Raw genomic sequence first — 17,405 nt, forward strand, 5'->3', positions numbered from 1 at the left:
CGGCCGTGATCCGGCTGGAGAACGTCTCGAAGGTCTACCCGACCTCCGCACGGCCGGCGCTCGACGACGTCAGCGTGGAGGTCGAGCGGGGGGAGTTCGCGTTCCTCATCGGTCCCTCGGGGTCGGGGAAGTCGACGCTCCTGCGGCTGCTGATCCGCGAGGACGTCCCGAGCTCCGGCACCGTCTGGGTCGCGAACTGGAACGTCGGCGGTCTGGCCGGTCGCCGGGTGCCGCGGCTGCGCCAGCGGATGGGCTGCGTGTTCCAGGACTTCCGGCTGCTGCCGAACAAGACCGTCGCCGAGAACGTGGCGTTCGCCCTCGAGGTGATCGGTAAGCCGCGGCACACGATCCGCACGGTCGTGCCGGAGGTGCTCGACCTGGTCAACCTGGCCGGGAAGGCCGATCGCATGCCCTCGGAGCTCTCCGGCGGCGAGGCCCAGCGGGTCGCGATCGCCCGGGCGTTCGTCAACCGGCCGCTGGTCCTGCTGGCCGACGAGCCCACCGGCAACCTCGACCCCGAGACGTCCGCCGGGATCATGACGCTGCTCGAGCGGATCAACCGGACCGGCACCACGGTGGTCATGGCCACGCACGACCGCCAGATCGTCGACAGCATGCGCCGCCGGGTGGTCGAGCTCTCCGCGGGCAGGCTCGCGCGCGACGACAACCGGGGCGTGTACGGGGTGGCCCGCTAAATGATGTTCGTCTGGCGCGAGGCCTTCGCGGGGCTGCGTCGCAACCTGACGATGTCGATCGCGATGGTGATCACCACGGCGATCTCGCTGGGCCTGCTCGGCGCCGGCCTGCTCGCCGTGCGCACGATCGACCGCACCGAGGACCTCTACTACTCGCTCATCGCCGTGCAGGTCGCCCTCGACGAGCCGACCAGCGCCGACGACCGCGACTGCTCGAGCCCGGTCTGCACGGGGCTGCGCGGCGAGCTCGAGGCGAACCCGCTGGTGGCGTCGGTGGAGTACGAGAGCCGCGACGACGCCTTCGCCCGCTTCCAGCGGATCTACGCCGGGCAGTCGATCCTGCAGCTCGTGCGGCCCCAGAGCCTGCCCGCGACGCTGCGCGTGACGATGGCCGATCCGCTGCGCGGGGAGGAGATCGTCACGCAGTACACGGGGCGCCCCGGGGTGCGCAACGTCGTCGACCAGCGCAGCACCGTCGCCGACCTGTTCTCGTTCCTCGGCAGCGTGCGCAACGCGACGTTCGGGCTGGCGGTCGTCCAGGCCCTCGCCGCGCTGCTGCTGATCTCCAACACCATCCAGCTCTCGGCGTTCACCCGGCGGACCGAGGTCGGGATCATGCGGCTGGTCGGGGCCTCGCGCTGGTACACCCAGGTGCCGTTCCTCATCGAGGCCGTGGTCACCGGTGTCGTCGGGGCGGTGCTGGCCACCGGTGGGCTCGTGCTCGGGAAGATCTTCTTCCTCGACCGTCTGATGTCCGGACGGCTCCTGGCGAACACGATCCCGCCGATCGGGATGAGCGACGTGCTCGGTTACGTTGGACCGGTGTTGGTGGTCGTCGGTGCAGTGATCGCCACCGCCACGGGGTACGTGACCCTGCGGCTGTACGTACGCACGTAGGACGAGGGAGCGGAGGAGGGCTGATGGCACCGAAGACGGCTCCGAAGAAGGCCAGCAGCAACCGCCCCGAGGAACGCCGCAAGATCGTCGCGACGAACCGCAAGGCGAAGTACGACTACGAGATCCTCGACGTCTACGAGGCCGGCATCGCGCTGCAGGGCACCGAGGTCAAGAGCCTGCGGGCCGGGCACGTGTCGCTGAACGACGCGTTCGCGCTGGTCACCGACGGCGAGGTCTTCCTGCGCGGCCTGCACATCCAGGAGTACGACTTCGGCTCCTGGACCAACCACGAGCCCCGGCGCGTCCGCAAGCTGCTGCTGCACAAGTCGGAGATCGCGCGGCTGGTCGGCAAGACCCGCGAGACGGGCCACACCCTCGTCCCGCTGTCGCTCTACTTCTCCGGCGGCCTGTGCAAGGTCGAGCTCGCCCTCGCGCGCGGCAAGGCCAAGCACGACAAGCGCGAGGCGATGGCCGAGCGCGACGCGAAGCGCGAGGCCGAGCGGATCGTCGGTCGGCGGATCAAGGGGTGGTGACGCGGGCGTGGTGAGTCCCGCCCGCGATCCGCTGGCGACGCCGCCGGTGGACGACGCCGACGTGCCGGCCTGGGTGGCCGCCACCGGGGTCGACGGCCTGGTCGACCTGCACGTGCACTTCCTGCCCGACCGGATGCTGCAGAAGGTGTGGGCCTACTTCGACCAGGCCGAGACGCACTACGGGCGGGCCTGGCCGATCCACTACCGCGAGCCCGAGCAGACGCGGATCGACCTCCTGCGCGGGTTCGGGGTACGCACGTTCGCGCCGCTGGTCTACCCGCACAAGCCGGGGATGGCGGCCTGGCTGACGTCCTGGGCGCAGGAGTGGGCGGCGGAGGTGCCCGAGGCGGTGCCGACCGCGACCCTCTTCCCCGAGGAGTCGGTGACGGCCTACCTCGGTGACGCGCTCGATGCCGGCGCCCGGGCGGTCAAGGCGCACGTCCAGGTCGGCGGCTACGACCCGCGCGACCCGCTGCTCGACCGTGCCTGGGGCCTGATCGCCGAGGCGGGGGTGCCCGCGATCGTGCACTGCGGCGACGGCCCTATCCCCGGCGCCCACACCGGCATGGACATCTTCGCCGAGGTCCTCGAGCGCCACCCGCGCCTGACCGCGGTGCTCGCCCACGCCGGCCTGCCCGAGTACGAGCGCGCGCTGGGCCTGCTCGAGCGCTTCCCGCGGGTGCACCTCGACACGACGATGGTGGGCACGGCCTACACCGAGCAGTTCGCGCCGCTGCCGCGCGACTGGTCGGCGCGGCTGGTCGACGTGGCCGACCGCGTCGCGCTCGGCACCGACTTCCCGAACATCCCGTACGCCTACGCCGAGCAGCTGACGGCGATCGCCTCGTGGGCCGCCGCCGACGACCGGCTGGGCGCGCCGTTCCTGCGCTCGGTGCTGCACGACGTGCCGGCCCGGTTGCTGGGTGCTCCCGACCCCGTGGGATGAACCGGGTGGGACGAACCGGGCGGATGAAACGGGGAGTGCCGCGCGTTATGATCGGTGGCCGTCCGCAGAGCGCGGGCCCGAGGGGGTGACTGGTTTCGACTCCGAGTGGTTCATCAGGAGAAGCGTGCCGAGGAAGGCAACGATGATCTCGTTAACCATGCGTTGCAATGAATTAAGCGCCGAGAGTTCTCAGCGCGACTTCCAGCTCGCTGCCTGACAGCGAGTAGGGAAGTCTGTCGGCCCGGGTTCGTCCCCGGCCCGGTCGCCGGCATCAGCTAGGGGTCTCACCGTCGGGCTCGGTCGCGGAGCCCGGCGGGACATCACACAGCGACTGGGATCGTCACACCGGCTCGTTCGCAAGACCGGTGGATCCGAGCAGAGACGTCGCGGACTGCGCACGGAGAAGTCCTGATTGCTGATCGGAGGACCCGGGTTCGATTCCCGGCACCTCCACCCCCCTCACCCCGGGCCCGGAGAGCACCCGCTCTCCGGGCCCGGGGTCGTTCCGGAGTCGTTCGGGCGGGCTCTCCTCGTCCCTTCGGCCGGTCGGCTCTGGCCGATGGACCGGTCGACGCAGCGTCACCTCGGGCGCTACCGTGGGCACACACGCTCACTCGTCCGGAGGAGCTTGTTCGGACGGTCGTGCACCGACGAAGGGGGGTGAGGGCGACGGATCGGGAAGAGGCGCGCCCCGCCCCACCCGCCGGCCCGGGCGCGGCCGACGCCGCCACGCGCGGGCTCGATGCCGTCCTGGGCCGCGAGGTCGCGATGGTGACGCTGCCCCCGGTGCACGGCGAGGACCTCGTCGTGCGCACCGAGCAGGTCCGCCGCCTCGCGGGCCTGCACCACGGCCACCTCGTCGAGGTGTTCGACGTCGACGGTCTCGCCGAGGGCACCGAGAGCACCCTGGTGCTCCAGAGCGTCGACGGCCGTCCCCTCGACCCGGCGTCCGACCGCTCGCGCTGGGCGCCGATCACCGTCGCCGAGGTGGGGGCCCAGCTCGCCTCCGGGCTCGCGCACGCGCACGCGCGCGGGGTGGTGCACGGCCGGATCGGGCTCGCGAGCGTGGTGCTCGGCGGCACCGTCGGAGCGCCGCACGCCTGGCTCACCGGCTTCACGGCGGCGCTGCGTGCCGCGCCGCCCCTCGATCCCGGGCCCGGAGCGGCGCCGCCCCACCCGGCCGACGACGTCGCCGCCCTCGGCCGCACGCTCGGCGCCGTCCTCGACCCGGCCGCGCCCGCAGCGCCGGCCCTCGAGCACGCCCTGGGCGATATGTCCGCCGGGAAGATCGCCGCCCGCACGGCCGCCGAGACCCTCGCCCGCGTCGCCGAGGCACTGCGCCATGTCGACGACGACGAGACCGGCATCGTCCCGCTCGTGGTCGCCGCGTCGGCCGTGGCCGCCGCGACCGCCGCGTCCGTCGCCTCTCCCCAGGTCCCCGCGCCGCGGGACCGGGAGCGTCTGCCCGCACGGTTCGGCCGGCGCGCACGCCTGGCCGGGCGCGGCGTCCAGCTCGCGGCCCTCGGCGGCGCCGCGCTCACGGTCGCCGCGGCGTCCGGGATCTTCCTCTGGGCCGCCGAGGACCCCGGGACGCCGCGCGAGGCCGGGGTGTCCGACCAGACGACGCCGGCCCGGCCCGTGGCGCCGCCGGTCGCGGTCGCCCCGCCGGGGTCCTCGGGCCCGGACGGCGCGGGGTCGTCCGAGGCGTCCACCTCCCAGGACGACGACGGCGAGGACACCGAGGTCCGCGAGACCTCGTCGCCCGGCTCCCACTCCAGCCCCATCACCAGCGACGTCACGACGCTGCCGGCCCCGCCCGTCGTCCCGCCGACCGTGCCCCCGACCGTGCCCCCGACCGTGTCGCCCACGGTGTCCCCGACGGTGTCGCCGACGACCACCCCCACCACCGGGCCGACGACCGGGCCGACCACTGGGCCGACCAGCACCACCACGACGCCCGTCGCACCCCGCACCGCGAGCACCCCCGCCACCCTCGCCGCGCCCTGATCCCCGGCGCCCGCCTCTGAGCGGGGGCACACGGAGCGGGGGCACACGGAGCGAGGGCACACTGGTCGGGGGCACACTGGTTCGAGGGGCACACTTGGCCGCCGGGCCACCCCGTGGCCCCGTGTCCCCGAGCAGCGAGGGAGCTCCCCAGCCCCATGGGTGCCGCACCGCAGCGGAACCGCACCCCCGAGGACCCGACTCCCGACGCCGACTCGTCCGCCGCCTCGCCCGCCGCGCGACCGTCGCTGCCCTGGGAGGTCTGGGCCCTGCTGGCGGGCAGCTTCCTGGTCGCGGCCGGGTACGGCATCGTCGCGCCGGCCCTGCCGGTGTTCGCGCAGAGCTTCGGGGTCGGGGTCACCGCCGCGTCGGCGGTGGTCAGCGCCCTGCCGGTGATGCGCCTGCTGTTCGCGCCGGTGTCGGGGCGTCTGGTGGCCCGCACGGGCGAGCGCACGATGTACCTCACGGGTCTGCTCGTCGTCGCCGCGTCCACCGGAGCCTGCGCGCTGGCCACCAGCTACACCCAGCTGCTGATCTTCCGCGGGCTCGGCGGCATCGGGTCGACGATGTTCACCGTCTCGGCGTTCTCGCTGATGTTCCGGCTCGCCCCCGACGGACGGCGCGGGCAGGCGAGCGGGCTGTTCACCGGCGCGTTCCTCCTCGGCGGGGTCACGGGCCCGGCCTTCGGCGGCGTGCTGGTCACCGTCGACCTGCGCGCGCCCTTCATCGTCTACGCGCTCGCCCTGGTGCTCGCGACGCTCGTCGTCGGCACGCTCCTGGCCCGCTCCACGCACGTCGGCGCACGGCCCCGGGACCCCGACGCGACCACGTTGACGATCAGCGCGGCGCTGCGCAGGCCGACCTACCGCGCGGCGCTCGTCTCGAGCCTCGCCACCGGCTGGGCCGTGCAGGGCGTGCGCGTCGGCCTGCTCCCGCTCTTCGTGGCCGTCGCCCTGGGGCGCGAGCCGCTGTGGGCGGGGATCGCCCTCACGGTGTTCGCGGTGGGCGACGGGCTGGTCCTGCTCGCGACCAGCGGCCTGTCCGACCGCCGGGGCCGGCGCCCCGTGGTCATCGCCGGGCTCGCGCTCGTGGCTGCGGGCACCGCCTCGCTCGCCCTGGCCACGCTGCCGGGCACCGCCGGCCTCGTCGTGCTGCTCGCCGCCTCCGCCGTGGCGGGCGCCGGGGCCGGCCTGCTCCAGCCCGCGCAGGGCGCCGCCGTCGCCGACATCGTCGGGTCGCGGCGCTCCGGGGGCCCCGCGCTCTCGGGGTTCCAGATGGCCGCCGACGTCGGGTCGATCGTCGGTCCGGTCGCGGCCGGCGCGCTGGCGGAGAACGCGTCGTTCGGCGGGGCGTTCGTGCTCAGCGCGTCGATCGCCCTCGTCGCCCTCGTCGTGTGGGCCCGGGTGCCGTCGGGGAGCGGTCCGGCGGGCGATCCGGCCGGAGGTTCGTCGGGGGAGGACGCGGGCACCCGCCGCGCATGACCCGCCGCGCCGGGGACGTGTCGGACGGCGTCCCAGATGGTGTGACCGACACCCACGCCCACGGGATCGACGCCGCCCTCGAGGGTGTCGACCCGACCGCGCCGCTGTGGGTCTTCGGGGACCAGCTCGGCCCCGCGGTGCACGGGCTGCCCCAGCACGCCGAGCGCGACGTCGTCCTCGTCGAGTCCTCGGCCGTGCTGCGCCGCAGGCGCTACCACCGCCAGAAGCTGCACCTGCTGCTCTCGGGGATGCGCCACCTCGACGACGAGCTCGGCGACCGGTCCACCTACCACCGCACGACGACCTACCGCGAGGCGCTGGAGAAGGTCGGCCGCCCGGTGGTCGTCCACCAGCCGACGTCGCACACCGCCGTCGAGTTCGTCGAGAGCCTGCGCGCGGAGGGGCTGGTGGAGGCGGTGCTCCCGTCGACGACGTTCGCCCGGCCCCGCGCGGAGTTCGAGTCGTGGGCCGGCGAGGACTCGTCGTTCACGATGGAGAACTTCTACCGCAACCAGCGACGACGCTTCGACGTGCTGATGGAGGGGGAGTGGCCGGTCGGGGGGAAGTGGAACCTCGACCACGACAACCGGGAGTCGCCGCCGAAAGGCGCGCAGACCCTGGGCGTGACCGACCCCTGGTGGCCGACCGAGGACGAGATCGACGCGCAGGTGCGGGACGACCTCGACGGGATGGACCTGCCGACCGTCGGCGCCGACGGACCGCGTCTGTTCGCGGTGACGCCGGACGAGGCCCGCACGGCGCTGCGCCACTTCATCGAGCACCGGCTCGACACGTTCGGGCCCTACGAGGACGCGATCCTCTCCGGCGACCCGTGGATGGCGCACTCGCTGCTCTCGGTGCCCCAGAACCTCGGCGTGCTGCACCCTCTCGAGGCCGTGCACGCCGCCGAGCAGGCGTACCGCGACGGCGAGGCGCGCCTGAACTCCGTCGAGGGCTTCGTGCGCCAGATCCTCGGGTGGCGCGAGTACATCTGGCACCTGTACTGGCACTTCGGCAAGGGCTACTCGACGCGCAACGAGATGGACCACCGGACGGCGCTGCCGACGTGGTGGACCGAGCTCGACGGCGACGCCGTCAGCGCGGCGTGCCTCTCGGAGACCCTCAAGGGCGTGCGCGACCGCGGCTGGGTGCACCACATCCCGCGGCTCATGGTGCTGGGCAACCACGCCCTCCAGCGCGAGTACCGGCCGGGCGCCCTGTCCGAGTGGTTCACGACGTCGTTCGTCGACGGCTTCGCGTGGGTGATGCCGCCCAACGTCGTGGGGATGAGCCAGCACGCCGACGGCGGGAAGCTCGCGACGAAGCCGTACTCCTCGGGCGGCGCCTACATCAACAAGATGAGCGACCACTGCGGCGACTGCGTCTTCGACCCCAAGGTGCGGGTGGGGGAGAAGGCCTGCCCGTTCACCGCCGGCTACTGGCAGTTCGTGCACCGCCACCAGGACCTGCTGCGCGCCAACCAGCGCACCGCCCGGGCCGTCGCCACCATGGACCGGCTCAAGGACCTCGACGCGGTCCTGGAGCAGGAGAAGGGCCGCACCGACTTCTAGCCTGTCGCGCCGAGGAGGGGCGCTCCGGGGGTCGCGCCCCCCCCGGGTCGTCGGGTGTTCATCGGCGTGTACCGTTTCCCGGCGTTGGGGCTGTGGCGCAGCTGGTAGCGCATCACACTGGCAGTGTGAGGGTCAGGGGTTCGAGTCCCCTCAGCTCCACCCATGCACGAGAGGACCGTCGCCCGCGGGGCGGCGGTCCTTTTTCGTGGTTCCACCAGGTCACGTCGCCGCCTACGACCGATCGTCGTTGAAGCGCTCACCCGGCGAGCCACAGGGCCGCACGGCGGTTACGATCCCTCTCGTCCGCACGTGCGGCCTCCATGGCCGCCGGGGTGGAGGAGACCCATCGTGAGCAGGAGGCCCTCGTGACCGCCGTCGCACCCAAGCCGATCGCGACCACGCCGTACCCGGCGCGGGAGACGAAGCGCGGGTCGTTCGTCGGGCGGATGCTCAAGACGACGGACCCCAAGGACATCGCGATCCTGTACCTGGTCACGTCGTTCGGGTTCTTCCTGATCGGCGGGCTCATGGCGCTGCTGATGCGCGCCGAGCTGGCCCAGCCGGGCCTGCAGTTCCTGTCGGTGGACCAGTACAACCAGCTGTTCACCATGCACGGCACGATCATGCTGCTGCTGTACGCGACGCCGATCCTCTTCGGCTTCGCCAACTACATCGTCCCGCTGCAGATCGGTGCCCCGGACGTCGCGTTCCCCCGGCTCAACGCCTTCTCGTACTGGCTGTTCCTCTTCGGCGGCATCATCGTCGTGTCCGGGTTCTTCACCCCGGACGGCGCCGCCTCGTTCGGCTGGTTCGCCTACACCCCGCTCTCCGACGTCGTGCACTCGCCGGGTCTCGGCGCCGACGTCTGGATCGTGGGTCTGGTCGTCTCCGGTCTCGGCACCATCCTCGGTGGCGTCAACTTCGTGACGACGATCGTCTGCATGCGCGCCCCGGGCATGACGATGTTCCGGATGCCGATCTTCACCTGGAACATCCTCGTGACGGCCGTGCTGGTGCTGCTGGCCTTCCCGATCCTCACCGCGGCGCTGCTCGGTCTGGCCGCCGACCGCCACCTCGACGCGCAGCTCTTCGCTCCCGAGGCCGGCGGCGTGATCCTCTGGCAGCACCTGTTCTGGTTCTTCGGGCACCCCGAGGTCTACATCGTCGCGCTGCCCTTCTTCGGCATCGTGAGCGAGATCTTCCCGGTGTTCAGCCGCAAGCCGATCTTCGGCTACAAGACGCTGATCTACGCGACGCTGGCGATCGCGGCGCTATCGGTCGCCGTCTGGGCCCACCACATGTACGCCACCGGCGCCGTGCTGCTGCCGTTCTTCTCGTTCACGACGTTCCTCATCGCCGTGCCCACCGGCATCAAGTTCTTCAACTGGATCGGCACGATGTGGAAGGGGCAGCTGACCTTCGAGACGCCGATGCTGTTCTCGGTCGGCTTCCTCGTGACGTTCCTCTTCGGCGGCCTCACCGGCGTCCTGCTGGCCAGCCCGCCGCTGGACTTCCACGTCTCGGACTCGTACTTCGTGGTGGCGCACTTCCACTACGTGCTCTTCGGCACGATCGTGTTCGCCACCTACGCCGGCATCTACTTCTGGTTCCCGAAGATGACCGGCCGGATGATGGACGAGCGGATCGGCAAGGTGCACTTCTGGCTGACGTTCATCGGCTTCCACATGACGTTCCTGGTGCAGCACTGGCTGGGCAACGAGGGCATGCCGCGCCGGTACGCCGACTACGCGGCCACCGACGGGTTCACGACGCTCAACACGATCTCCACGATCGGGGCGTTCATCCTCGGGGCCTCGACGCTGCCGTTCCTGTGGAACGCGTTCCACAGCTACCGCTACGGGCGTCCGGTGGAGGTCGACGACCCCTGGGGTCACGGCAACTCCCTGGAGTGGGCGACGTCCTGCCCGCCGCCGCGGCACAACTTCACCGAGCTGCCCCGCATCCGCTCCGAGCGCCCGGCGTTCGAGCTGCACTACCCGCACCTCACCGAGCGCATCCGGCTCGAGGCGCACATCGGTGGTCGCGAGAGCATCGGTGAGGCGGCGGCCGGGCAGACCGGCCAGGAGCACATCCCCGGCAGCGACCCCCGGAACAAGTGACCCGGGCGCTCCCCGACGACCAGTCCGGCGACGACTTCCCGGAGTCTCCGGTCGTGCTCTCACCGCAGGGCGACGCCGGGCCCGACCCGGTGCCGGTCCTCGTGACCGTCACCGGGCCGGACTTCCCGGGGGTCAACGCTGCGCTGTTCGCGGTGCTGGCCGAGCACGAGGCCGCCATGCTCGACGTCCAGCAGGCGACGATCCACCGGCGGATCACGCTGAGCGCGCTGGTCACGCTGCCCGGGGATCCGGCGCGGCTGCAGTCGGCGCTCGATCTGACGATGCCGTCGCTGGGGCTCTCGGTGACGGTCGAGATCGGCGGCGACGCGTCGGCGGTGCACCCGTTCTCGTCCCACGTCGTGCTGGTGCTCGGGCGCCCGATCACCGCGGCGAACTTCGCGGAGGTCGCGCGCGGCCTCGCGGCCCTGCGCGTGAACATCGACCGCGTGCGGCGCATCGCCGACTACCCGGTGACCGGGCTCGAGCTGCGGGTGTCGCTACCCGTCAACGACCCGCCCAACGACACGGCGCTGCGCCAGGCCCTCGCCGCGGCGGCCCGGCGCGCCAAGTGCGATGTCGCGGTGCAGCGGGTCGGTCTCGCCCAGCGGGCGAAGCGCCTCATCGTGTTCGACGTCGACTCGACCCTGATCCAGGGCGAGGTCATCGAGATGCTCGCCGCGCGGGCCGGGTGCGAGGACGAGGTCCGCTCGATCACCGAGGCGGCGATGCGCGGTGAGATCGAGTTCGCGGAGTCCCTGCACAAGCGCGTGCAGACGCTCGCGGGTCTGCCGGCGAGCGCGCTCGAGGACGTCGCCGCGGAGCTGGAGCTCACACCCGGTGCCCGGACGACGGTGCGCACCCTCAAGCGCCTCGGGTACCGGTGCGGCGTGGTGTCCGGCGGCTTCACCGCGATCATCGACCGTCTCGTCAAGGACCTCGGGCTCGACTTCGCCGCGGCGAACGAGCTCGAGGTGATCGACGGGCGCATCACCGGCCGCGTGATCGGCGAGGTGATCGACCGGGCGGGCAAGGCGACGGCGCTCGAGCGCTTCGCGCAGGAGGCCGGCGTGCCGATCGAGCAGACCGTCGCGGTCGGCGACGGCGCCAACGACCTCGACATGCTGGCGGCGGCCGGCCTCGGTGTGGCGTTCAACGCCAAGCCGGTGGTCGCCGCGGCCGCCGACACCGCGCTGTCCTACCCGTACCTCGACGCCGTCCTGTTCATCCTGGGCGTCACCCGCGACGAGATCGAGTTCGCCGACGCCGCCGAGGGGCTGCTGCGTCGGGTGCCTCTGTGACGTCGGTGGCGCTGACCCCGGCGCTCGCCCCGCTCGCGGCGCGGGTGTGCCCTTGGCTCGTCGACTCCGTCGCTCCCGATCAGGACGAGCCCGAGGACGGTGTCGTGCGCGCGATGACGCTCGTCCTGCGTCTCGAGCGCGACGCCCCGACACGGACGGCGGTCCTCGAGTCGGCGGCCGCCGCCGCGCTCGCGCTCTGCCTCGACGAGCGCGCCGGGCCCGACGGGCCGTGGTTCGACGCCGTGACGGCGTGGGCCGGGGCCGGGCGCATCCGCAAGCTCTCCCGGCGCGCCCGCACGGCGCACTGGCGGGCGGTCCAGGAGATCGACGGTGTGACGGTGGGCGAGCTGGTGCGCGCGTTGGTCCCCGGGCCGGTCGACGACGTGCCCCACGAGGTCCGCCGGCTCCAGATCGGCGGCACCGACCTCCCGCCCGACGAGCCTGGCCCACCCCTCTCGGCGTGCTCCCCTTCTGCCAGGCCCGTGATCTGGCTGAGCCCGGAGGTCGAGCAGACCGTCGGCAAGGCCGCCGCCCAGGTCGGGCACGCGAGCATGATCCTCGCGACGGTGCTCGCGGCCGAGGGCGCCGACCCCGCGCGGGCGCTGGACGCGGCGGTGCGCCCGGCCTCGCGGGAGGACTGGGCGCGCTGGGCCGAGGCGCTCGCGGCCGACCACGACGGCCGCACGGCGTGGGACGAGTACGGGATCGCGCCGGTGCGCGACGCCGGGTTCACCGAGGTCGCGCCGGGCACGGTGACGTGCGTGGCGGCCCGGTGACCCGGGTCGTCGTCGCGGGCTCGCGGGTGCGCAGCGAGCGCTCCGAGATCGAGACCCGCCCGCTGGTCGACGCGCTCGCTGCCCGGGGTGTCGACGCCACCGACGCCCCGTGGGACGACGACGCCGTCGACTGGGGCGGCGCCGACCTCGTCGCCGTGCGCACCACCTGGGACTACACCGAGCGCCGCGACGACTTCCTCGCGTGGGCGGGTGGCGTCGACGCCACCACCCGGCTGGTCAACCCGCTCGCCGTGCTCACCTGGAACAGCCACAAGCGCTACCTCGCCGAGCTCGCCGAGGCCGGGGTGCCGGTGGTGCCGACGACCCTGCTCGACGCCGGTTCGGCGGTGCCCGACGACCTCGGGTCCGGCGCCCTCGTCGTCAAGCCCGCCGTCTCCGCGGGCGGTCGCGGCACGCACCTGGGCACTTCGCAGGACCTGCACGACACGGTCGCCGACCTGCTCGCGGGCGGCGACGTGCTCGTCCAGCCCGCCGTCGAGAGCATCGGGCGCGACGGCGAGGTGTCGTTGATCAGGATCGGGGCGACGTGGTCGCACGCGGTGCGCAAGCTCCCGGCCGCCGGCGGCTTCCTCGTCCACGAGAAGCACGGTGGGGTGCTCGAGGACCACACCCCGACGAGCCGCGAGGTCGAGGTCGCCGAGGCCGCCCTCGCGCAGGCCCCGGCGGCCCCGGACACTCTCGTCGCGGCCCGCGTCGACCTCGTGCGCCTCGACGGCGAGCCGGTCGTGATGGAGCTCGAGCTCATCGAGCCCGAGCTGTTCCTCCGCCGCGCCCCGGGCGCCCCGGACCGCCTCGCCGAGGCCCTCCTCGCCGTCGTCCGAGGTACGGGGTTGTCAGCGTGGGGGCCACGCTGACGTACCACGTCAGGAAATCCACCACGATCACCGGAGGCCGGGCTCAGGCGCCCCGCAGCCGCTCCAGCGCCCCACGCACGACCGCCGGGTCCTGCGTGCTCCAGAACGGCGGCAGCGAGCCGCGCAGGAAGCCCCCGTACTGCTTCGTCGCCACGCGCGAGTCGAGCAGCGCGACCACCCCACGGTCGCCGGTCCCGCGCAGCAGCCGCCCCGCCCCCTGGGCGAGCAGCAGCGCGGCGTGGGTGGCCGAGACGGTCAGAAAGCCGTTGCCACCCCGGGCGTCCACCGCCCGCTGACGGGCGGAGACCAGCGGGTCGTCGGGGCGCGGGAACGGGATGCGGTCGATCATGACGAGCTGCAGCGACTCGCCGGGCACGTCGACGCCCTGCCACAGCGACAGCGTCCCGAACAGCACGCTCTCGACGTCGGCGGCGAACTTCGTCACGAGCGTGCCCGTCGCGTCGTCGCCCTGGCAGAGCACGGTGCCGTCCCAGCGGGTGCGCAGGTCCTCGGCGGCCTGCTTGGCGGCCCGCATCGAGGAGAACAGCCCCAGCGCTCGGCCGCCCGCGGCGCGCACGAGGGCCTCGATCTCGTCGAGGCACGCCGGCGACAGCCCGTCGCGTCCCGGCGGCGGCAGGTGCCGCGCCACGTAGAGGATGCCGGCCTTGCCGTGCGCGAACGGCGAGCCGACGTCGAGGCCGTGCCAGACGAGGTTGGTCGCGGGGTCCCTATCGGCGTGCTGTGTTGGATCGTGCCCCGAGCCGTCGTCGGGGACGGGTTCGGTGATGGCGCGGTCCCCGGTCGAGGCCGGCAGGCCCCACTGCCGCGCCAGGGCGTCGAACGAGCCCCCGAGCGCGAGCGTCGCCGACGTCAGCACCACCGTCGAGCGCCCGAACAGCCGGCTCGCGAGCAGCCCGGCGACCGAGAGCGGCGCGACGTGCAGAGCGCGCGTCCGCGTGGAGTTCCGCTCGGTCTCGGAGCACCACACGACGTCGGGGCGGGTCGCCGGGTCCTCGCGGTCGAACGCGGTGAGCAGCCGCCCGGCGACGTCGTGCACCTCCTCGACCAGGGCCAGAGCGAACTTCCGTGCCGTCGCGTCGTCGTCGCGGCCGCCCTTCTCCCGGTCGGGACCGAGCGCCTGCCGGCACGACCAGGACGCGTCGCGGATCCCCGTCAGCATCCGCCCCACGCCCTCGGGCAGGCGCTCCCAGCGTCCCGGGACGACCTCGGCGAGCACGGTGTCGAGACCCTCGCCCGCGTCGAGCAGCGCGTCGGAGAGCGCCTGGTCGACGAGCTTCCCGCAGCGGCGCGCGGCGGCGCTCACGGCGGCCGCGGTGAGCTCGCCGGTGGCCACCGAGGTCACGCGGTCGACGAGGTTGTGCGCCTCGTCGACGACGACCACGTCGTGGTCGGGCAGCACCGCGCGCCCCTCGATGGCGTCGATCGCGAGCATCGCGTGGTTGGTGACGACGACGTCGGCGCTGCCGGCGGCGCGGCGCGCGTGCTCGGAGAAGCAGTCCTCGGCGACGGGGCAGCGCGAGGCGCCGAGGCACTCGCGGGCGGACACCGACACCTGGCGCCACGCGCGGTCCGTGACGCCGGGGACCAGCTCGTCGCGGTCGCCGGTGGTCGTCTGCTCTGCCCACTCGTGCAGCCGGGTGACCTGGCGGCCCAGCGCGGAGACCTGGAAGGGGTCGAACAGCTGCTCGTCGCCGGGGTCGTCCGCGGCCGCCTGGGCCCCGCTCTCGATCTTGTGCTTGCAGAGGTAGTTGGCCCGGCCCTTGAGGATCGCGAACGTCGGCTCGCGGCCGAGCACCGGCTGGAGGGCCTTGGTCAGGCGGGGGAGGTCGCGGTCGACGAGCTGGGTCTGCAGGGCGATCGTCGCGGTCGACACGACGACGGCCTGCTCGGACTCGAGCGCGTGCCGGATCGCCGGCACGAGGTAGGCCAGGGACTTCCCCGTGCCCGTCCCGGCCTGCACCGCCAGGTGCTCACCCGTGCGCAGTGACCGTTCCACCGCGCCCGCCATCTGCTGCTGGCCCTCGCGCTCGCTGCCGCCCAGGGCCGACACCGCTGCGGCGAGCAGCTCGGCCACCGGGGGCGGGCCCGTCGCCGTGCTCGTCTGCCCCACGACGGTTCAGACTACGAGCCGGGCCGATCGGTTCCCTCGGGACGCACCGGATTCACGGGCCCGGCTCCCACCGCAGCCGGTCGTAGGCGGTCAGCGCGGCGTCCCGGTGAGCGCGACCCCGGCGCCGGCCATCTCCTCCTGCGCGCGGGCGGTGGTGCGCGGCAGGACGCCGGCGGTGAGGTCGAGGCGCACGGTGGTCGCGAAGCCCGCGCGCACCGCGTCGAGCGCCGTCGCCCGCACGCAGTGGTCGGTGGCGATGCCGACGACCTCGACGGCGTCGACCCCCCGTGCGCGCAACCACGGCGCCAGCGGCTGCCCGTCGGTGGCGTGGCCCTCGAACGCGGAGTACGCCGCCACGAACTGGCCCTTCGAGAAGACCTCCTCGAGGCGGTGGACGTCGAGGTCGGGGTGGAACGCCGCGCCGGCGTGCCCGACGCGGCAGTGCGGCGGCCAGGTGTCGACGAAGTCGGGCGTCGACGAGAAGTGGTCGCCCGGGTCCTCGTGGTAGTCGCGGCTGGCGACGACGTGCGCGAACCCGCGCCCGTCGGTCGCGAGGAACCGGCTGATCGCCGCGGCGGTCGCGGCCCCGCCGTCGACCCCCATGGAACCGCCCTCGCAGAAGTCGAGCTGCACGTCCACCACGATCAGCGCGGTCGTCATGCTCTCGAGCCTAGGCGCGCGCCGTGGGTGATCGAGGGGCCTTTCCGGACGTCGAACGTCAGCATGGCCCCCGGGCTGACACGGGTCAGGGGAGGAACGTCGTCGGGATCGCCGGTTCGCCGCGGGAGAGCTTGAGCCCCTCCCACGGGACCGCGACCAGGCCGCGGCGCAGGCGCTCGCGGGACTCCTCGAGGGTCGGCTGGTCGCCGGTCGGCTCGCCCTTGACCAGCAGCGGGACCGGAACGACGCGGTCGTGCTCGCCACGCTCGACGTCGGCGTCGAGGCGGTGCACGACCTCCTCGACGGCCGTGCCGGTCGGCTTGTGGCGGCGCAGCGCCGACTTCGCCCCGCCGCGCGACTCCTTCGACGAGCTGCGCTTGGCGACGGGCCGGCCCTCGACCTCGACGAGCTTGTAGACCATGCCGGCGGTGGGCGCCCCGGAGCCGGTGACGACCGAGGTGCCCACCCCGTAGGCGTCGACGGGCTCGGCGCGCAGGGCGGCGATCGAGTGCTCGTCGAGGTCCCCGGAGATGACGACGCGGGTGCGGGTCGCCCCGAGGTCGTCGAGCTGGGCGCGGGCACGCTGGGCCAGGACGCCGAGGTCGCCGGAGTCGATGCGCACCGCGCCGAGCCCGGTGCCCGCGACCTCGACGGCGGTCGCGATGCCCTCGGTGATGTCGTAGGTGTCGACGAGCAGCGTGGTGCCGACGCCGAGCGCGTCGACCTGCGCGCGGAAGGCGTCCGCCTCCGAGTCGTGCAGCAGCGTGAAGGCGTGCGCGCTCGTGCCCGTCGTCGGCACGCCCCAGCGGCGGTGGGCCTCGAGGTTCGAGGTGGCGGCGAAGCCGGCGAGGTAGGCCGCCCGCGCCGACGCGACCGCCGCCTCCTCGTGCGTGCGGCGCGACCCCATCTCGATGAGGGGACGGCTGTTGGCCGCCGTCGTCATCCGCGCGGCGGCCGAGGCGACGGCGCAGTCGTGGTTGAGCACCGAGAGCACGAGGGTCTCGAGCAGCACGCACTCGGCGAAGGTCCCGGTCACCGAGAGCACCGGCGAGCCCGGGAAGTACAGCTCGCCCTCCGGGTAGCCGACGACGTCGCCGTGGAAGCGGTGCCCCGAGAGGTAGTCCGCGGTGCGGTCGGTGGCGGCGCCGGCGCTCTGCAGGACCGCGATCTCGGCGTCGTCGAAGGTGAAGCGCGGCAGCGCGTCGAGCAGGCGCGCGATGCCGGCCACGACGCCGTAGCGGCGGCCGTGGGGCAGGCTCCGCGCGAACACCTCGAACGTGCACCGCCGCTCGGCGGTGCCGTCGGCGAGGGCGGCGTCGAGCATCGTGAGCTCGTACTGGTCGGTCAGGAGCGCGGTGCTCGGCCCCGGGAACGTCACCGGGCCAGGGTAGGCGGGAGCAGCCGGTCCCCGTGCGCCC

14 protein-coding genes, 1 tRNA gene and 1 other RNA gene are annotated in these 17,405 nt (G+C 73.5%); 13 read left to right on the top strand and 3 right to left on the bottom strand.

Translation table 11 applies throughout. The features are described 5' to 3' along the window. Positions 1-5 precede the first annotated feature (5 nt). The 13 genes from ftsE to PH189_RS08325 all read left to right on the top strand — a co-directional run bounded on the left by ftsE (position 6) and on the right by PH189_RS08325 (position 13,196). The gene (ftsE, locus tag PH189_RS08265; protein WP_274188284.1) at positions 6-695 is read left to right on the top strand and encodes a cell division ATP-binding protein FtsE; all 690 of its coding nucleotides are present in this window, start codon (positions 6-8) and stop codon (positions 693-695) included. Then, the gene (ftsX, locus tag PH189_RS08270) at positions 696-1,592 is read left to right on the top strand and encodes a permease-like cell division protein FtsX (RefSeq protein ID WP_274188285.1); all 897 of its coding nucleotides are present in this window, start codon (positions 696-698) and stop codon (positions 1,590-1,592) included. A 23-nt stretch (positions 1,593-1,615) separates the two neighbouring features. After that, positions 1,616-2,125 carry an SsrA-binding protein SmpB gene (gene smpB / locus PH189_RS08275; RefSeq protein ID WP_274188286.1) on the top strand — a complete coding sequence of 170 codons (510 nt, stop codon included), beginning with the start codon at positions 1,616-1,618 and terminating at the stop codon, positions 2,123-2,125. Positions 2,126-2,135: 10 nt separating this feature from the next. Continuing rightward, positions 2,136-3,071, top strand: coding sequence for an amidohydrolase family protein (locus PH189_RS08280; protein WP_378014940.1), 936 nt, complete (start codon positions 2,136-2,138; stop codon positions 3,069-3,071). An 81-nt stretch (positions 3,072-3,152) separates the two neighbouring features. Continuing rightward, positions 3,153-3,527: a transfer-messenger RNA gene (gene ssrA, locus PH189_RS08285) on the top strand. Positions 3,528-3,731: 204 nt separating this feature from the next. Then, positions 3,732-5,078, top strand: coding sequence for a protein kinase family protein (locus PH189_RS08290; protein WP_274188288.1), 1,347 nt, complete (start codon positions 3,732-3,734; stop codon positions 5,076-5,078). Positions 5,079-5,233: 155 nt separating this feature from the next. After that, positions 5,234-6,556, top strand: coding sequence for an MFS transporter (locus PH189_RS08295; RefSeq protein WP_274188289.1), 1,323 nt, complete (start codon positions 5,234-5,236; stop codon positions 6,554-6,556). A 41-nt stretch (positions 6,557-6,597) separates the two neighbouring features. Then, complete coding sequence (locus tag PH189_RS08300) at positions 6,598-8,127, top strand: cryptochrome/photolyase family protein (RefSeq protein ID WP_337994138.1); 1,530 nt, start codon at positions 6,598-6,600, stop codon at positions 8,125-8,127. A gap of 86 nt (positions 8,128-8,213) precedes the next feature. Beyond that, positions 8,214-8,286, top strand: a tRNA-Ala gene (locus tag PH189_RS08305). A gap of 206 nt (positions 8,287-8,492) precedes the next feature. Beyond that, positions 8,493-10,247 carry an aa3-type cytochrome oxidase subunit I gene (gene ctaD, locus PH189_RS08310; RefSeq protein ID WP_274188365.1) on the top strand — a complete coding sequence of 585 codons (1,755 nt, stop codon included), beginning with the start codon at positions 8,493-8,495 and terminating at the stop codon, positions 10,245-10,247. A gap of 53 nt (positions 10,248-10,300) precedes the next feature. Further along, positions 10,301-11,545: a phosphoserine phosphatase SerB gene (serB, locus tag PH189_RS08315; protein ID WP_378014939.1), complete on the top strand. Its 1,245-nt coding sequence runs from the start codon at positions 10,301-10,303 to the stop codon at positions 11,543-11,545. Further along, positions 11,542-12,321, top strand: coding sequence for an aminoacyl-tRNA hydrolase (locus PH189_RS08320; RefSeq protein ID WP_274188291.1), 780 nt, complete (start codon positions 11,542-11,544; stop codon positions 12,319-12,321). The genes serB and PH189_RS08320 overlap by 4 nt, the downstream gene beginning before the upstream one ends. Further along, on the top strand, positions 12,318-13,196 hold the full coding sequence (locus PH189_RS08325) for an ATP-grasp domain-containing protein (RefSeq protein WP_274188292.1): 879 nt from the start codon (positions 12,318-12,320) through the stop codon (positions 13,194-13,196). Before PH189_RS08320 ends, PH189_RS08325 begins: the two co-directional genes overlap by 4 nt. A 43-nt stretch (positions 13,197-13,239) precedes the next feature. Here the strand turns inward: PH189_RS08325 and PH189_RS08330 are convergent, their stop codons facing one another. The 3 genes from PH189_RS08330 to PH189_RS08340 all read right to left on the bottom strand — a co-directional run bounded on the left by PH189_RS08330 (position 13,240) and on the right by PH189_RS08340 (position 17,311). After that, positions 13,240-15,327, bottom strand: coding sequence for an ATP-dependent DNA helicase (locus tag PH189_RS08330; protein ID WP_274188293.1), 2,088 nt, complete (start codon positions 15,325-15,327; stop codon positions 13,240-13,242). A gap of 90 nt (positions 15,328-15,417) precedes the next feature. After that, on the bottom strand, positions 15,418-15,987 hold the full coding sequence (locus PH189_RS08335) for an isochorismatase family protein (RefSeq protein WP_274188294.1): 570 nt from the start codon (positions 15,985-15,987) through the stop codon (positions 15,418-15,420). Between the two features lie 85 nt (positions 15,988-16,072). Next, positions 16,073-17,311, bottom strand: coding sequence for a nicotinate phosphoribosyltransferase (locus PH189_RS08340; protein ID WP_378014938.1), 1,239 nt, complete (start codon positions 17,309-17,311; stop codon positions 16,073-16,075). Positions 17,312-17,405 lie beyond the last annotated feature (94 nt).

Origin of the sequence: Actinomycetospora chibensis (assembly GCF_028737215.1) — a bacterium.
Classification (GTDB): domain Bacteria; phylum Actinomycetota; class Actinomycetes; order Mycobacteriales; family Pseudonocardiaceae; genus Actinomycetospora; species Actinomycetospora chibensis.

Excerpts from the sequence above, each read along its gene's own strand:
- ftsX (WP_274188285.1), top strand. The coding sequence starts at position 696 with ATGATGTTCGTCTGGCGCGAGGCCTTCGCGGGGCTGCGTCGCAACCTG.
- smpB (WP_274188286.1), top strand. The coding sequence starts at position 1,616 with ATGGCACCGAAGACGGCTCCGAAGAAGGCCAGCAGCAACCGCCCCGAG.
- PH189_RS08295 (WP_274188289.1), top strand. The coding sequence starts at position 5,234 with ATGGGTGCCGCACCGCAGCGGAACCGCACCCCCGAGGACCCGACTCCC.
- PH189_RS08335 (WP_274188294.1), bottom strand. The coding sequence starts at position 15,987 with ATGACGACCGCGCTGATCGTGGTGGACGTGCAGCTCGACTTCTGCGAG.
- PH189_RS08340 (WP_378014938.1), bottom strand. The coding sequence starts at position 17,311 with ATGCTCGACGCCGCCCTCGCCGACGGCACCGCCGAGCGGCGGTGCACG.